Raw genomic sequence first — 14,436 nt, 5'->3', positions numbered from 1 at the left:
AGCTGCCCGGTCATTCGGTCTCCAGCATGGTTTTAAGGAGTGGAATGGTGATGGCGCGCTTGTTGCGCAGCGCAAACTCGTCCAGCATGTCCAGCAGCTGCATGAGGCTGGCCAGATCGCGCGAGAAGCGTTTGAGCATGTAGTCCACCACGTCCGCGCTCAGGGTCACACCACGTGCAGCGGCTTCGGTCTTGAGCACCTCACGGCGCTCTTCTTCATTGGGTACCTGCAGCTGGAACACATGGCCCCAGCCCAGACGGCTGCGCAGGTCATCACGCACTTCCATGGCCGCTGGAGGCGCATCTCCCGCAGAAAGAATCCAGCAGGGTGAGCCGCTGGGCGGGTTGATGGCATTCACAAACCAGTTGAAGGCACGGGCCTGCTGCATGGGCGTGTACAGCTGCACATCGTCCATGACGACAGCGGACCAGCGCTCATCAAACTCAGGCGGGAAACCCGTGGAAGCATCCATCCAGCCCACCTGGGCGCCCTGCTCGCGCAGCAGCTCGCGCACGGCTTTGAGCAGGTGTGTCTTACCGCTACCCGATGCTCCCCAGAGGTAGGTGGGTACAGGAGAGCGCGTGGTGGCACCGAAACCGTTGCCGACCCACGACTGCAGATGAGCCACCACCGGTGCATTACGACCCGGATAAAAACGAGACAGGGAAGGCCCTGTAGGCAAGCCGATGTCGAGCGCCAGTTGCTTCATAGATGGCAGGCAGACCCCACGCTGAACAAATGGTCCCGCAAGCACATGGTGAGCATCAACGAATTCAAGGGCAGCAGCGTAGGCATGGAAGAGAAAGAACGAAACACCCCGCTGCAGGCGCAGCGAAGACAGGTTGTCAACCTGCAAGGCGTGCATGTTAACCGCAGCATTTTAGTCCGCTTCCGCCTTTCTCACAGCGAGCTGCTCGGCTGCTCTATACCAGAGCCTGCCGCAACCCGCCTGCAGACGGATTCCCCGGCGCTGCGCAGCGGCATGAGGCTCGCGCCTGCGCTATCGACTTAGAATCACGCAGTCCCGCACGGCCCGTGTGGGAGCTCCTCACTGCACAAATCCTTCTCATGAGCTCCTCTGCCTCCCAAACCCCCATTTCTTACAAAGACGCTGGCGTTGATATCGACGCAGGTGATGCACTGGTTGAACGCATCAAGCCACTGGCCAAGAAAACCCTGCGTGAAGGCGTGATGGCCGGCATCGGCGGCTTTGGCGCACTGTTTGAAGTGCCCAAGCGCTACCAGGAACCCGTGCTGGTTTCCGGCACAGACGGCGTGGGCACCAAGCTGCGCCTGGCGTTTGAGTGGAACATGCACGACACCGTCGGCATTGACCTGGTTGCCATGAGCGTGAACGACGTGCTGGTGCAAGGCGCCGAGCCCCTGTTCTTCCTGGACTACTTTGCCTGCGGCAAGCTGGATGTGGACACTGCAGCGGCAGTGGTGGGCGGCATTGCCAAGGGCTGCGAGCTGTCTGGCTGCGCGCTGATCGGCGGCGAAACCGCAGAAATGCCCGGTATGTACCCCGATGGCGAGTACGACCTGGCTGGCTTTGCCGTGGGTGCGGTGGAAAAGTCCAAGATTCTGACCGGCAAGGATGTCAAGCCCGGTGACGTGGTGCTGGGTCTGGCTTCGGCTGGCGTGCACTCCAACGGCTTCTCGCTGGTGCGCAAGTGCATCGAGCGCGCTGCAAGCCTGGGCACCGTGCCTGCAACCCTGGATGGCAAGCCTTTCAAGCAGGCCATCATGGAGCCCACACGCCTGTACGTGAAGAACGTGCTGGCTGCGCTGGCCAAGCACCCCATCAAGGCGCTGGCGCACATCACCGGCGGCGGCCTGCTGGAAAACATTCCCCGCGTGCTGCCCGAAGGCACTGGCGCTGACCTGAAGGCTGGCAGCTGGCCCCAGACCGAGCTGTTTGCCTGGCTGCAAAAGACTGCAGGCATTGATGATGTGGAAATGAACCGCACCTTCAACAACGGCATTGGCATGGTGGTGGTAGTGGCTGCAGAAGAAGCCGAAGCGACCGCTGCCACACTGCGTGAATTGGGTGAAACCGTCTACACGATTGGTAACATCACACAGCGCACTGAAGGCGCTGCCGTCCAAGTCAAATAGTCTTTACCTCTACCGCGATACTTATGGGGAACTCCAACCAACTTCCTGCCGTTCGTCAGTCCCCCAGAGCGCCATCCCGTGGCGTGATCGTCGCGAGCTATCTGCTCATGGCCAGCGCGCTGCTGCTGGTCATGTGGCAACACCTTCTGCCCGGGCTGCTGTGCGCATGCCTGGGCTTTTTATTGACCCGAGCACTGTCACAGGCGCTGGCGCTGCTGGACCGGCGCATCGTTGACCCTGACGCGCACCGCTGGCCTGCGACCGCGGCCGCAACCATCATCATCCTCGCGCCCCTGATCTGGGTGGGCGTGGCCCTGACCCAGTCGCGCGGCTATCTCACCGATATTCCGCACCAGTACAAGGAACTGCTGGACTACCTGGGCCACACCGTGCTGGAGCTGCGCGAAAAGCTGCCGCCTGAGCTGGGCGCCATGCTGCCCCAGGGTGCGGCAGAAATTCAGCAGACCATTGCCACCTACCTGGCCGCCAAGGCTGGCGCGCTGGCCATGGCGGGCAAGGCCTGGCTGGGCGGCCTGCTGCATGCCTATATGGGCCTGCTGATTGGTGCACTGGCTGCCGTGCGCCCCCGCATTCCTCCACGCGCTCCACTGACACAGGCGCTCAAGCAGCGCGTGGTACTGCTGGGCGAGGCTTTCCGCCAGATCGTGACCGCGCAGTTCTGGATTGCGCTGTTCAACACCACACTCACCGCCATCTTCCTGCTGTTCATCATGCCCTCGGTGGGCATGGCACTGCCCTACACACCGGCGCTGATCCTGCTGACCTTTGTGGCGGGCCTGATCCCCATTGTGGGCAATCTGTTCTGCAATCTGGTGCTGACCATTGTGGGGCTGTCGGTGTCGCCGGTTGCGGCAGCCGCATGCCTGGGCTTTCTGATTCTGATTCACAAGGCCGAGTACGTGATCAACGCCAAGGTCGTCGGCCAGCGCACCCACATGGCCGTGTGGGAGCTGCTCACGGTGATGTTCGTGGCGGAGTCGGTATTTGGCCCAGCGGGTCTGGTGGCTGCTCCACTGTTTTATGCCTACCTCAAGAAAGAGCTGGAAGCCTCCAAGCTGGTATAAAAACAAGAGCTTCCAGCGCTTGATTGACAAGCACTTGCAGCACAAATCAATCGCAAACACTGATAAAGAGAGCGCTAGCCGCTCTCTTTTTATTGCTGGGCGCGCAGCAGCTCCATGCGTGCTTCTACGAGTGGCAGATCCGCCGGGTTCTTTGCGATGCGCACATAAGTCTGCAAATCATGCAGGGCCGCATCTCGCTGCCCCAGCTTGGCCAGCAGCATGCCGCGGTCACGGTAGGTACTGGCATCGTCAGGCCGCAGAATGACCAGCCGGTGCAACACCCCCAGCAGCGCCGGATCTTCCTGCTCGTCCTGCAGATAGATGTTCTGCAGATTGCGCAGCATGCGCTCGATGATGTCGCGACCACTGGCAGGCTGCAAAAACATGTGCAGCGGCGCCATCTCGTCTTCCGCCAGACCCCATGCCTGCCTGAAAGGATCGAGCCGCTCAGCCAGTGCGGCCTGCGTCTGGCCCTGACCCGTGAGCGGGTCCTGAATGATGATGCCTTCGTCCACATGCAGCTTCACGAGGAAGTGCCCGGGAAAGGAAATCCCATCCACCTTCAGCCCCAGGCCGTGGGCCAGCTCCATCCACAGCACAGCCAGTGAAATCGGAATGCCGCGCCGTGTGTGCAGTACCTGGTGCATGAAGCTGTTGCCGGGGTCAGCAAAGTCGTTGGCATTCGGCCCAAAGCCCAGCGTTTCGTAGAAGAAGGTGTTCAGCGTCATGGCGCGCTCTACAGCGCTGGCCTGCGAGGGAATCTGCCGCCGCACGCGCTCCAGCAGCATGTCAACCTGCAGCAGCACGCTCTGTACATCCAGGGTGGGCTCGGCATCCTGCGCCAGACTGGTGGCGGCTTCGAGCAAGGGGACGGCCCCCTCCTGCCCTACCAGACACCGGAAGTGGTCAAGCACCGAAGGAACGTGGAATTGCATCTGCATGTCCGTGCGCTCTCATATCAGGAGGAAAGACCCGCCTTAGCGACGCAGCAGGCTGCGCAGCTTGACGCCCGACAGCAGCAGCGTACCAAAGTACACCACGGCAGCCCCCAGCAGCATCACCGCCAGCAGGGCAATACGCTGCCACTCCTGGGCGCGCATTGCCTGCCAGTTCCAGTGCTGAGCACCCCACATCAGGAAAGCGGCCAGCAGCAATGCCGCCGCCAGCACCTGCAGCGCAAAGCGCAACCACCCGGGCGCTGGCTGGTAGGCCCCACGCCGCAGCAAGCCAATGAGCAGCCAGCTGGCATTGACCAGCGCCGCCAGGCCAATGGACAGCGCCAGTCCGGCATGGGCTATCCATGGCACCAGCACCACGTTCAGTATCTGCGTGAGCACCAGCACAGCCACGGCGATCTTGACGGGTGTCTTCATATCCTGGCTGGCGAAATAGCCCGGCGCCAGCACCTTGATGGCCACCAGCCCCAGCAGGCCCACGCCATAGCCCATCAGGGCCAGCGCGATCTGGTTCACATCGTTATTGTTCAGCGCCCCGCGGTGAAACAGGGTGGACACCAGCGGGTCGGCAAAGGCCAGCAAGCCCACGCCACAGGGCACGGCCAGCAGCACGACCAGACGCAGGCCCCAGTCCAGCATGCCGGAGTAGCTCTTGCTGTCACCCGCTGCCTTGGCCGAGGCCAGCTTGGGCGTGAGCACCACGCCCAGCGCCACGCCCAGCAGCGCGGTGGGGAACTCCATCAGCCGGTCGGCATAAAACAGCCAGGTCACGCTGCCCGGTGTCAGATAGGAAGCAATCTGCGTATTAATCATCAGACTGACCTGGGCCACGCCGACACCCAGCAGGGCGGGCGCCATCAGCGTCAGAATGCGGCGTACACCGCCATCGCTCCACGCTGCGCGAATGGCCGCAGGCGTCATGCCAATGCGCGGCATCAGGCCCAGCTTTTTCAGTGCTGGCAGCTGTACTGCCAGCTGCAGCACGCCGCCCAGCATCACCCCGGCTGCCATGGCGTAGATGGGCTCCACCCCACGCGCCTTCAACCACGGCGCCAGCAGCAGTGCCGCCGCAATCATGCAGACATTGAGCAGCACGGGCGTGGCCGCAGGTACGGCAAAACGTTTCCAGGTATTGAGCACCCCGGCGCACAGCGCCACCATGGACATGAAGCCGATGTAGGGGAACATCCAGCGCGTCATCAGCACGGCTGCCTCATGCGCATGGCCGCTTTCAAAACCGCTGGCCAGCAGCCACACCAGCACGGGCGCCCCAACCACACCCAGCACACAGGTCAGCAGCAGCACCCAGAACAGCACCGTGGCCACATTGGCAATCAGCTCGCGCGTGCGCACTTCGCTATCTTGCGTCTTGGTGGTGGCCAGCACAGGAACAAAGGCCTGGCTGAATGCCCCTTCGGCAAACAGCCGCCGAAACAGATTGGGAATGCGAAAGGCAACGTTGAAGGCGTCCGTGAGCGCATTGGCGCCAAACATGGAGGCCATGATGAGGTCGCGCGCCAGCCCCGTCACACGGGAAGCCAGCGTCAGCAGCGAAACGATAGAAGCAGATTTGAGCAATGACACCCACGCAGTGTAGCCATGCTACCGAGGGCACAGAACGCTGCCCGGCGCACAAATCTGCGCACGGCAGGGTCTGCCGCCGCACAAGCGCCTCATCAAGCCACCCGATCTGGTGCACACACGCACCAAACCAGCACCATATGCAAAAACCGTGCGCCACCGTGGTGCACCGCAAATACGCCTGTGCAAGCCCATGAGCACATTGCTATAATTGCGGGCTTTGCTGGCATCATCCCCAGACACTTTAAGGAATACATACCATGGCAACTAAAGCCAAGAAGAACCCCCGCCTGGCCTCCGGCCGCAAGCGCGCACGTCAAAACGTTAAGCTGAACGCTGCGAACACCTCGCTGCGTTCCAAGTACCGCACTGTTGTGAAGAATGTCGAGAAGGCTGTTCTGGCCGGCGACAAGGTGAAGGCTACCGAACTGTTTGCCAAGGCACAGTCTGTGATCGACTCCATCGCCGACAAGGGCATCTTCCACAAGAACAAGGCTGCTCGCGATAAGAGCCGCCTGTCTGCCAAGGTTAAGGCCCTGGCAACTGCCGCCTAATTCAACTTTAGGCATCGCCCGGAGTGCGTAAGCGCTCCGCCGTTTGCTTCGGGTGCGCTGCCAGCAAAACAAAAGAACCGCCGCAAGGTGGTTTTTTTGTGCCCGTCTTATGACGATTTGGCCTGATCTGCTGATGTACAGGCATGAAAAAACCGCCTGAATAGGCGGCACTTTCTCACAGTGGTTGCAGAAGGACTGCTTACTTGCGCTCGTCTTCCGGAATCAGGCAGCCTTCGACCACCTGCAGGTGATTGTCTCTGGCGAAGTTCAGCACAAAGTCCCAGGCCATGGGCTCATGGGCATGCAGATCGCTGTGCACCACAATGCATTTGACGCCATTCATGGTGGTGGGAATACACCAGGGCGAATAGCCTAAGTGGCTGCCACGCTGGGCGCCTCCGGGCCGGAACTGGCTCATGACCCCCGCCAAACGCTCGGCCCAGTCACTGGGGCGAAAGGTTTTACCTTCCAAGGTCACACCTTGAATAAAGATTTGTTTGGAGCTTGGGGAAACCATCAGGATCAATCCGGTAAGACGAGGCACATCACGGGATCGCCGCACAGGTGCACTGAGACTGAAATTCTAACTCTTATATAAGACCAGAGAGGAACGCTAGGGATTGCAAACACTGCATAGGTTTATTCCAAATATGCAGAACGACGGTGGCACACGGTCTGCAGAGCCCTAAAATCATTCCCTTGTTCTTTTGCTTTCTGCAAAAGTTGTGCCACGACTGTTATGTCAGGAGATGTATTCATGACCGCTCACATTGAGGCTGCTTCGCCCCACGTTATGCCCACTTACGGCCGCGTACCTATCGCGCTGGAGCGAGGCCGAGGCTGCCGGGTCTGGGATGTGAACGGTAAGGAATATCTGGATGCCCTGGCTGGTATTGCCGTGAACACCCTGGGCCACGCCCACCCCAAGCTGGTGGCGGCCCTGCAGGAGCAGGTGGCAACGCTGATCCACACTTCCAACTACTACCACGTGCCCGGCCAGGAACAACTGGCCACACTGCTGACCGAGCGTGCGCACATGACCAATGTGTTCTTCTGCAGCACCGGCCTGGAAGCCAACGAAGCCGCCATCAAGATCGCGCGCAAATATGGTGTGGACAAGGGCATTGCCAAGCCTGAAATCGTGGTCTATGAACATGCCTTCCACGGCCGCTCCATTGCCACCATGAGTGCCACGGCCAACCCCAAGGTCCGCAACGGCTTTGGCGATCTGCTGGACGGCTTTGTGCGCGTAGCCCCCAACGACTACGAGCAGCTGGTGGCTGCCACCGAAGGCAACCCCAACGTCGTGGCCGTGATGATGGAACCCATCCAGGGCGAAGGCGGCCTGCACCCCATGCGCGCCGAGTACCTGCAGAAGGTGCGCGCCCTGTGCGATGCCAAGGGCTGGCTGCTGATCATGGACGAAGTGCAGGCTGGCATGGGCCGCACTGGCAAATGGTTTGCCCACCAGTGGGCAGGCATCACGCCTGATGTGATGACGCTGGCCAAGGGCCTGGGCTCTGGCGTGCCCGTGGGCGCCGTCGTGGCACACAACGCTGCGGCCAAGGTGCTGACGGCCGGCAACCATGGTTCCACCTTTGGCGGCAACCCACTGGCCATGCGCGCCGGTGTGGAAACCATCCGCATCATGGAAGAAGACGGCCTGCTGGCACACACCACAGCCATCGGCCAATATCTGAAGAGCAAGCTGCAGTCCGAGCTGGGCAGCATCGACGGCGTGGTGGACGTGCGCGGCCAGGGCCTGATGATTGGTGTGGAACTGGCCAAGCCCTGCGGCCAGCTGATTGGACAGGCCGCTGAAGCTGGCCTGCTCATCAGCGTGACGGCAGACACCGTGATCCGTATCGTGCCTCCACTGATTCTGAGCGAAGCTGAAGCGGACGAAATCGTCGCCAAGCTCAAGCCCCTGGTTCAAGCCGTTCTGGCCGCCTAAATACCCAAGGAATACTGATGAAGCACTATCTGCAATTTAGCGACTTCACCGCTGAGGAATACGACTATCTTCTGAGCCGCGCTACGCTGATCAAGAAGAAGTTCAAGAACTACGAAAAGCACCACACGCTGACCGACCGCACCCTGGCCATGATTTTCGAGAAGGCCAGCACCCGCACCCGTGTGAGCTTTGAAGCCGGTATGTACCAGCTGGGCGGCTCCGTGGTGCACCTGACCACGGGCGACAGCCAGCTGGGCCGCTCCGAGCCCATCGAAGACAGCGCACGCGTGATCAGCCGCATGACGGACCTGGTGATGATTCGCACCTTCGGCCAGGAGAAGATCGAGCGCTTTGCCGCCCACTCGCGCGTGCCCGTGATCAACGGCCTGACCAATGAATTCCACCCCTGCCAGATCCTGGCAGACATCTTCACCTTCATCGAGCACCGCGGCTCCATCGCAGGCAAGGTGGTGGCCTGGGTGGGTGATGGCAACAACATGGCCAACACCTGGCTGCAGGCAGCGGACCTGCTGGGCTTTACCGTGCACGTCAGCACCCCCAGCGGCTATGAAGTGGACGAAAAGCTGGCCTTTGGCGGCAAGACACCACGCCCTGGCTGCTACAAGGTGTTCCAGGATCCGCTGGAAGCCTGCAAGGGCGCAGACCTGGTCACCACCGATGTGTGGACCAGCATGGGCTACGAAGCCGAAAACGAAATCCGCATGAAGGCCTTTGCCGACTGGTGTGTGGACCAGGAAATGATGCAGGCTGCCAAGCCTGACGCCGTGTTCATGCACTGCCTGCCTGCTCACCGCGGCGAGGAAGTGACGGCCGAAGTCATCGACGGCCCACAGTCCGTGGTCTGGGACGAAGCGGAAAACCGCATGCACGTGCAGAAGGCGCTCATGGAGTACCTGCTGCTGGGCAAGCTGGCGGACTGACGCCTATAGATATCAGCACTTGTGATGCGCGCTCTGCCTATGTCTTGCACGCCTCTCACAAAAACAGGAGCTGCTCGCGCAGGCCTGATGGGCATTTCACATCGTTTTGATGCGAAAACCCAGTCAGAGCAAGCGCCAGCAGCTCTTTTTTTTAATAAGTCACGTTGCCATGCCCTGCACCATGGCACTGCCTTTTCCTGCTCCGCCAGCGGCACGCGGAGCCTGGACTTCCGAAGATTTGCGCGCCGGCGCTGCGCCATGCACGCCATTGCCTGCAGCCATCTGCTGAAAACGCCGCGCTACCTCCTGGGTCACACCTAGGGCCTCTTTCCTTTTCTCTTTTTTGCACTGCACCAACCGGTTGGCCGTGGGCTGGCTCGTGTCTTGCTGTCTTTGGTACGGCAAGCACAGCCATCTGCTGCGTGACCGTGTGTGCCTGTGTTTCTGTCTGGTCTGCCTATTCGAAAAACGACTGATCCCACCATGTCTTCCGACATCCATCCCTGCCTGCATTGCGGCGTGTGCTGCCAAAACTACCGCGTGGAGTTTTCCATCTACGAACTCCAGTCCATGGGCGGCACCGTGCCCGACGAACTGGCCCACGAAGTTCCCAACAAGGGCAACCGCGCCCGCATGAACGGCACGGACAAGTTCCCCGTGCGCTGCGTGGCCCTGACCGAGCTGCCCCACCTGGGCGAAGGCTGCGTGGGCTGCGGCATCTACGAACAGCGCTCGCGCCCCTGCCGGGAGTTTCCGTTCGCCTCCTACGGTTGCCACGACACACGTGCCAAATTTGGCCTGCCGCAGCTCACTGAAGAAGAAGTCGAGCGCTGGTCGGCAACCACCGAGGCCTGAAGCCGCAGCCGCTGCGCTCAGCCCTCAGCGCGGCCCCTTTGCACCACCACAGCGCCCTGCGCTGCAGCCCGAGCAGCTGCTGCAGGCGCTGCCGGATGCAGGTGCGGCCGATATCAGGCCCCAACGCTGGAGCCAGCGCCTAGGCAGCCAGCGCCGCAGCAATGCCAGCACGGCTGCCGCCACCATCACCCCCACCAGAATTTGTTCCCACATCGCTCACTCCTTTGCTTGCATCCTCACCCCCAGCCCAGCGCCAGCGCCACGCGGTAGGTGATAAAGCTCGCGCCATAGGCCAGGGCAAACATATAGGCCGCCATGGCCACTACATAGCGCCAGCTATTGGTTTCACGCCGCACCATGGCCAGCGTGGAAATGCACTGCGGTGCAAACACAAACCACACCAGCAGTGACAAGGCAGTGGCCAGCGACCAGCTGTGCGCAATCAGGCCGCTCAGCTGCTGCGCCATGGCCTCCTCACTGCTGGCCGACAGGGCATAGACCGTGCCCAGCGCACTGACGACCACCTCGCGCGCAGCCATGCCCGGGACCAGCGCAATCGCGATCTGCCAGTTAAAGCCAAGCGGTGCGAGCACCACTTCCAGCCATTGCCCGATCTGGCCCGCCAGGCTGTAGCGAATCGCAGCTTCCGTTGCGCCTGCTGGCGCTGCGGGATAGCTGGCAAGCAGCCACAGCACGATGCTGACCGACAAAATAATGCCGCCCACACGGCGCAGAAAAATCATGGCCCGTTCATACAGGCCAATCAGCACACTGCGTGCACTGGGCCAGCGGTAGGCGGGCAACTCCATCATCAAGGGCGTGCGCGCCGTGCTGCGGCGTGCCAGCTTGACGCACCAGGCCACCAGCATGGCCGAGGCAATACCCAGCAGATACAGCGCAAACAGCACCACGCCCTGTAGATTGAAGATGCCGCCCAGCTGCGTATCCGGAATGAAGGCAGCAATCAGCAGCGCATACACGGGCAGGCGGGCCGAGCAGGTCATCAGCGGGGCCAGCATGATGGTCAGCAGCCGGTCTGGCCAGCTGCGGATGGAGCGTGTAGCCATGATGCCCGGCACGGCACAGGCAAAGCTGGACAGAAACGGAATAAAGGAACGCCCGGACAGCCCCACCGTTCCCATAAGGCGGTCCAGCAGAAACGCCGCCCGTGGCAGGTAGCCCGAATCTTCGAGCACCAGAATGAAGAAAAACAGAATCAGAATCTGCGGCAGGAAGACCAGCACCGCACCGACACCTGCGACCACGCCATCCACCAGCAGACTATTGAGCATGCCTGCAGGCAAAGTCGCTCCCAGCCATTCACCCACACTGGCAACCAGCGCTTCAATCCCATCCATAAAGGGCTGGGCCCAGCTGAAGACGGCCTGAAACATCAGAAACAAGGTCAGCAGCAGCACCAGCATGCCCCACACAGGGTGCAGCAGCACGGCATCGATGCGGTCATCGCGTTGCGTGCCAGCCGCGGGCATGTGCACCGCCGCCTGCATCAAGGCCGAGACCTGTGCCTGCAGCTGCTGCAGCCGGCTGCGGTGCTGCCCATCCTGTGCGGTGGGCAGTGCTTGCAGCATTTCATCCTCATGCTGCGGCAGGCGCAGCGTCTGGTGGGCATGCGCATTGAGCCAGTCCAGCAGTGCCTGCGCCCCATCGGCACGCACCCCCACGCTTTGCACCACCGGCACGCCCAGCATGGCGCTGAGCTTGGCCATATCAATCACCACACCCTGTCTGCGTGCCATATCGCTCATATTGAGCACGACCAGCATGGGAATGCCCAGTGCACGTGCCTCCAGCACCAGGCGCAGGTTGAGCCGCAGTCGGGTGGCATCGCAGACACAGATGAGCAGCTCCGGCGGTGCTTCCTGGGGGTGCTTGCCGGTCACCACCTCACTGGCAATGCGCTCGTCCTCGCTGTATGCATGCAGGCTGTAGGTGCCCGGCAGATCCAGCAAACGAATCTGCCGGCCAGATGCCGTCTGCAACCAGCCTTCCTTGCGCTCGACGGTAACGCCAGCGTAGTTGGCCACTTTCTGCCGCACGCCAGTCAGCAGGTTGAACAGCGTTGTCTTGCCGCAGTTGGGGCTGCCCAGCAAAGCAGCTCGCAGAGCTGGCATGGCAGCGGGGCTCATGGCTGCACCTCCAGCGCGACTTCCACCCATGCCGCTTCATGGCGGCGCAGCGCAAAGGTGGACTGCCCCACGCGCACGGCCAGCGGGTCGCCCTTGGGAAAACCTGTAGCAATCACGTGTACGGTCTCACCAGGCAGAAAGCCGATTTCCATCAGACGCATGACCACCTGCTGATCGCTGTCATCTGCGCACGCCCGAAAACCTGTAACCCGTGCGGCCTGATACTTTTGCAGCTGGTGCAGACCCAATGCTGCGCCCTTCCCGTTCGTGATTGCACTTTGCATGATTCGCCTTGTAGTAATTGATATTTATTCTCATTTTCGACAAGAACATTGAGCGACTCAATCACGGTTGCAAAAACATACACTTCGCAGGCATCACGCTTTTCTTTGCCCATACCCATGAGTTCCCCCCACCCCTGCCTGAGCTGCGGCGCCTGCTGTGCGTCATTTCGCGTGGACTTTTCCGTGCATGAATCCGAAGAACACGGCGGCCGCGTGCCGCGTGGTTTGATTGAGGAGGTCAACGACTACACCTGCCGCATGCGGGGCACAGACTACGCCCGCCCGCGCTGTGCAGCACTCATGGGCAAGGTGGGTGAAAAATCCACCTGCGGCATCTACGAGTGGCGCCCATCGCCCTGTCGCGAATTTGCCGCAGGCTCAGACGCCTGCAACCGTGTGCGCCTGCGCCACGGGCTGCAGCCTCTGGACAGCGGCCTGCTGTAAGACACTGCAGGCAGTGCTGCGCCTTGAGCAGCTGCTCAGCAACGCGCTCTGCATCCCGCAGCGGATCTCCCCGCTGCTGCAACAGAACGCGCTGCGCGGGATACTAGAGGGTTTCCAATTCGAGAGGACCCTCAGCGCTCATGGCTGACTTCCACGACATTCAACAACGCGAAACCGGTCTGCAGCAGCACCTGACCAGCGCCCAGATGGTGATGATTGCCATTGGCGGCGCCGTCGGCACGGGCCTGTTCATGGGCAGCGCCTTTGCCATTGGCTTTGCAGGCCCTGCGGTTTTGATCAGCTACGCCATTGGCGCATTCATCGCCCTGCTCCTGATCGGGGCGCTCGGTGAGATGACCGTGGCCCACCCCACTTCTGGCTCCTTCGGGGCCTACGCCGAGTACTACCTGGGCCCCATGGCCGGTTTTGTGCTGCGCTATGCCTACTGGGCGGCGCTGGTGCTGGCCGTAGGCATGGAGGTCACGGCCGTCGGCATCTACATGGCCTACTGGTTCCCGGATGTACCGCAATGGGTCTGGGTGGCCGTGTTCTCAGCCATGCTCATCGGCCTCAATCTCCGCAGCGTCAAGGTCTATGGCGCAGCGGAATACGCTTTCTCCGCCATCAAGGTCGCCGCCATCGTGGCCTTTGTGCTGATTGGTGCCTATGTGGTGTTTGGCTCCCACACACCGGGTATTGGCATTGAAAACTACCAGGCTGGGGGCGGCTTCTGGGCCAAGGGCCTGTCAGGCATGTGGCTGGGCGTGATCGTGGCCATGTTCAGCTATCTGGGCGTGGAAGCGATTGCCGTGGCAGCGGGTGAAGCCCAGCACCCCCAGAAAGCCGTGCAAAGCGCCATGAAGACCACGGTGCTGCGCCTGGTGCTGTTCTATCTGCTGACGCTGGCGCTGATGCTGGCCATCGTGCCCTGGACGGAAGCCGCCACCCAGACCAGCCCCTTTGTGCGCGTGATGGAAATTCTCCACATCCCCTACGCCGCCGGTGTGCTGAACTTTGTGGTGCTGGTGGCAGCGCTTTCGGCCATGAACAGCCAGCTCTACACCACCTCGCGCATGATGTTCAGCCTGGCACGTGCCAACCAGGCACCTGCCACCTTTGGCAAAACCAACCGCCAGGGCGTGCCCGTTTCCGCGATTCTGGTCTCCAGCCTGGGCGCGGCCGTGGCCATGTTCATCAACGCTTTCTGGCCTGAGCAGTCCTTCATGTGGATGATGTCGATCGCCATGTTCGGCTGCATGTTTGCCTGGTTCATGGTGTTCGTCACCCATCTGGCCTTCCGCCGCCAGCGTGACCGTGAAGGCGCTGTAAGCAGCTTTCGCATGTGGGGCTTTCCGTGGCTGACGGCCCTGGGTGCACTCCTGATGGGGGCCGTGCTCATCACCACCGCCTTTACCAAGGAGTTTCGCCTGACGCTGGCCTTTGGCCTGCCATGGCTGGCGCTGCTGAGCGTGATCTACCTGCTGCGCCGCAAACGATGAAGCGGCTGCAGCCGACAC

17 protein-coding genes are annotated in these 14,436 nt (G+C 61.4%); 9 read left to right on the top strand and 8 right to left on the bottom strand.

All coding sequences use genetic code 11. The annotated features are described in order from the left end of the window. Window positions 1-10 precede the first annotated feature (10 nt). Entirely contained in the window at window positions 11-709 is a 699-nt protein-coding gene (gene hda, locus B5M06_RS09935; RefSeq protein WP_054066073.1) for a DnaA regulatory inactivator Hda, read from the bottom strand. 45 nt (window positions 710-754) lie between these two features. On the opposite strand from hda, the gene B5M06_RS17000 reads away from it, so the two are divergent. The 3 genes from B5M06_RS17000 to B5M06_RS09925 are packed head-to-tail and all read left to right on the top strand — an operon-like array spanning window position 755 to window position 3,203. Further along, window positions 755-1,012, top strand: coding sequence for a hypothetical protein (locus B5M06_RS17000; protein ID WP_054066074.1), 258 nt, complete (start codon window positions 755-757; stop codon window positions 1,010-1,012). Window positions 1,013-1,068: 56 nt separating this feature from the next. Next, complete coding sequence (gene purM, locus B5M06_RS09930; protein WP_054066075.1) at window positions 1,069-2,118, top strand: phosphoribosylformylglycinamidine cyclo-ligase; 1,050 nt, start codon at window positions 1,069-1,071, stop codon at window positions 2,116-2,118. Window positions 2,119-2,141: 23 nt separating this feature from the next. Then, the gene (locus B5M06_RS09925; protein ID WP_054066076.1) at window positions 2,142-3,203 is read left to right on the top strand and encodes an AI-2E family transporter; all 1,062 of its coding nucleotides are present in this window, start codon (window positions 2,142-2,144) and stop codon (window positions 3,201-3,203) included. Window positions 3,204-3,292: 89 nt separating this feature from the next. Here B5M06_RS09925 and B5M06_RS09920 read toward each other — a convergent pair whose 3' ends face one another. Both B5M06_RS09920 and murJ read right to left on the bottom strand, forming a co-directional pair. Then, window positions 3,293-4,144, bottom strand: a complete 852-nt coding sequence (locus B5M06_RS09920) for a SirB1 family protein (protein WP_080025216.1) — start codon at window positions 4,142-4,144, stop codon at window positions 3,293-3,295. A gap of 36 nt (window positions 4,145-4,180) precedes the next feature. Then, complete coding sequence (gene murJ / locus B5M06_RS09915) at window positions 4,181-5,743, bottom strand: murein biosynthesis integral membrane protein MurJ (RefSeq protein WP_054066078.1); 1,563 nt, start codon at window positions 5,741-5,743, stop codon at window positions 4,181-4,183. A 257-nt stretch (window positions 5,744-6,000) separates the two neighbouring features. On the opposite strand from murJ, the gene rpsT reads away from it, so the two are divergent. Then, entirely contained in the window at window positions 6,001-6,294 is a 294-nt protein-coding gene (rpsT, locus tag B5M06_RS09910; RefSeq protein ID WP_054066079.1) for a 30S ribosomal protein S20, read from the top strand. A gap of 199 nt (window positions 6,295-6,493) precedes the next feature. Here rpsT and B5M06_RS09905 read toward each other — a convergent pair whose 3' ends face one another. Further along, complete coding sequence (locus B5M06_RS09905; protein WP_054066093.1) at window positions 6,494-6,811, bottom strand: DUF3579 domain-containing protein; 318 nt, start codon at window positions 6,809-6,811, stop codon at window positions 6,494-6,496. 240 nt (window positions 6,812-7,051) lie between these two features. Between B5M06_RS09905 and B5M06_RS09900 the strand changes: the two genes are divergently transcribed. Together B5M06_RS09900 and argF are read left to right on the top strand one after the other, a co-directional pair. Next, window positions 7,052-8,248, top strand: a complete 1,197-nt coding sequence (locus B5M06_RS09900) for an aspartate aminotransferase family protein (RefSeq protein WP_054066094.1) — start codon at window positions 7,052-7,054, stop codon at window positions 8,246-8,248. 17 nt (window positions 8,249-8,265) lie between these two features. Next, window positions 8,266-9,189, top strand: coding sequence for an ornithine carbamoyltransferase (gene argF, locus B5M06_RS09895; protein ID WP_054066080.1), 924 nt, complete (start codon window positions 8,266-8,268; stop codon window positions 9,187-9,189). A gap of 159 nt (window positions 9,190-9,348) precedes the next feature. Here argF and B5M06_RS16995 read toward each other — a convergent pair whose 3' ends face one another. Then, window positions 9,349-9,504: a hypothetical protein gene (locus tag B5M06_RS16995; protein ID WP_162777398.1), complete on the bottom strand. Its 156-nt coding sequence runs from the start codon at window positions 9,502-9,504 to the stop codon at window positions 9,349-9,351. Between the two features lie 168 nt (window positions 9,505-9,672). Here B5M06_RS16995 and B5M06_RS09890 point away from each other — a divergent pair, with 168 nt between their 5' ends. Beyond that, complete coding sequence (locus tag B5M06_RS09890) at window positions 9,673-10,044, top strand: YkgJ family cysteine cluster protein (RefSeq protein ID WP_054066081.1); 372 nt, start codon at window positions 9,673-9,675, stop codon at window positions 10,042-10,044. A 24-nt stretch (window positions 10,045-10,068) separates the two neighbouring features. Here the strand turns inward: B5M06_RS09890 and B5M06_RS09885 are convergent, their stop codons facing one another. The 3 genes from B5M06_RS09885 to B5M06_RS09875 are packed head-to-tail and all read right to left on the bottom strand — an operon-like array spanning window position 10,069 to window position 12,475. After that, window positions 10,069-10,257, bottom strand: a complete 189-nt coding sequence (locus B5M06_RS09885) for a hypothetical protein (RefSeq protein ID WP_054066082.1) — start codon at window positions 10,255-10,257, stop codon at window positions 10,069-10,071. A gap of 23 nt (window positions 10,258-10,280) precedes the next feature. Beyond that, complete coding sequence (gene feoB / locus B5M06_RS09880) at window positions 10,281-12,191, bottom strand: ferrous iron transporter B (RefSeq protein WP_054066083.1); 1,911 nt, start codon at window positions 12,189-12,191, stop codon at window positions 10,281-10,283. Beyond that, the gene (locus B5M06_RS09875) at window positions 12,188-12,475 is read right to left on the bottom strand and encodes a FeoA family protein (RefSeq protein WP_054066084.1); all 288 of its coding nucleotides are present in this window, start codon (window positions 12,473-12,475) and stop codon (window positions 12,188-12,190) included. Before B5M06_RS09875 ends, feoB begins: the two co-directional genes overlap by 4 nt. Before the next feature lie 117 nt (window positions 12,476-12,592). On the opposite strand from B5M06_RS09875, the gene B5M06_RS09870 reads away from it, so the two are divergent. Together B5M06_RS09870 and B5M06_RS09865 are read left to right on the top strand one after the other, a co-directional pair. Further along, window positions 12,593-12,919 (top strand): YkgJ family cysteine cluster protein, encoded by a 327-nt coding sequence (locus tag B5M06_RS09870; protein ID WP_054066085.1) that lies wholly within the window; start codon window positions 12,593-12,595, stop codon window positions 12,917-12,919. 140 nt (window positions 12,920-13,059) lie between these two features. Next, the gene (locus B5M06_RS09865) at window positions 13,060-14,418 is read left to right on the top strand and encodes an amino acid permease (RefSeq protein WP_054066086.1); all 1,359 of its coding nucleotides are present in this window, start codon (window positions 13,060-13,062) and stop codon (window positions 14,416-14,418) included. Window positions 14,419-14,436 lie beyond the last annotated feature (18 nt).

The organism is Comamonas kerstersii, from assembly GCF_002056725.1.
GTDB classification, from domain to species: Bacteria; Pseudomonadota; Gammaproteobacteria; order Burkholderiales; family Burkholderiaceae_C; genus Comamonas; species Comamonas kerstersii.
Note: the sequence above shows the minus strand (reverse complement) of the source record. Positions and strands in the feature narration are given on the sequence as shown.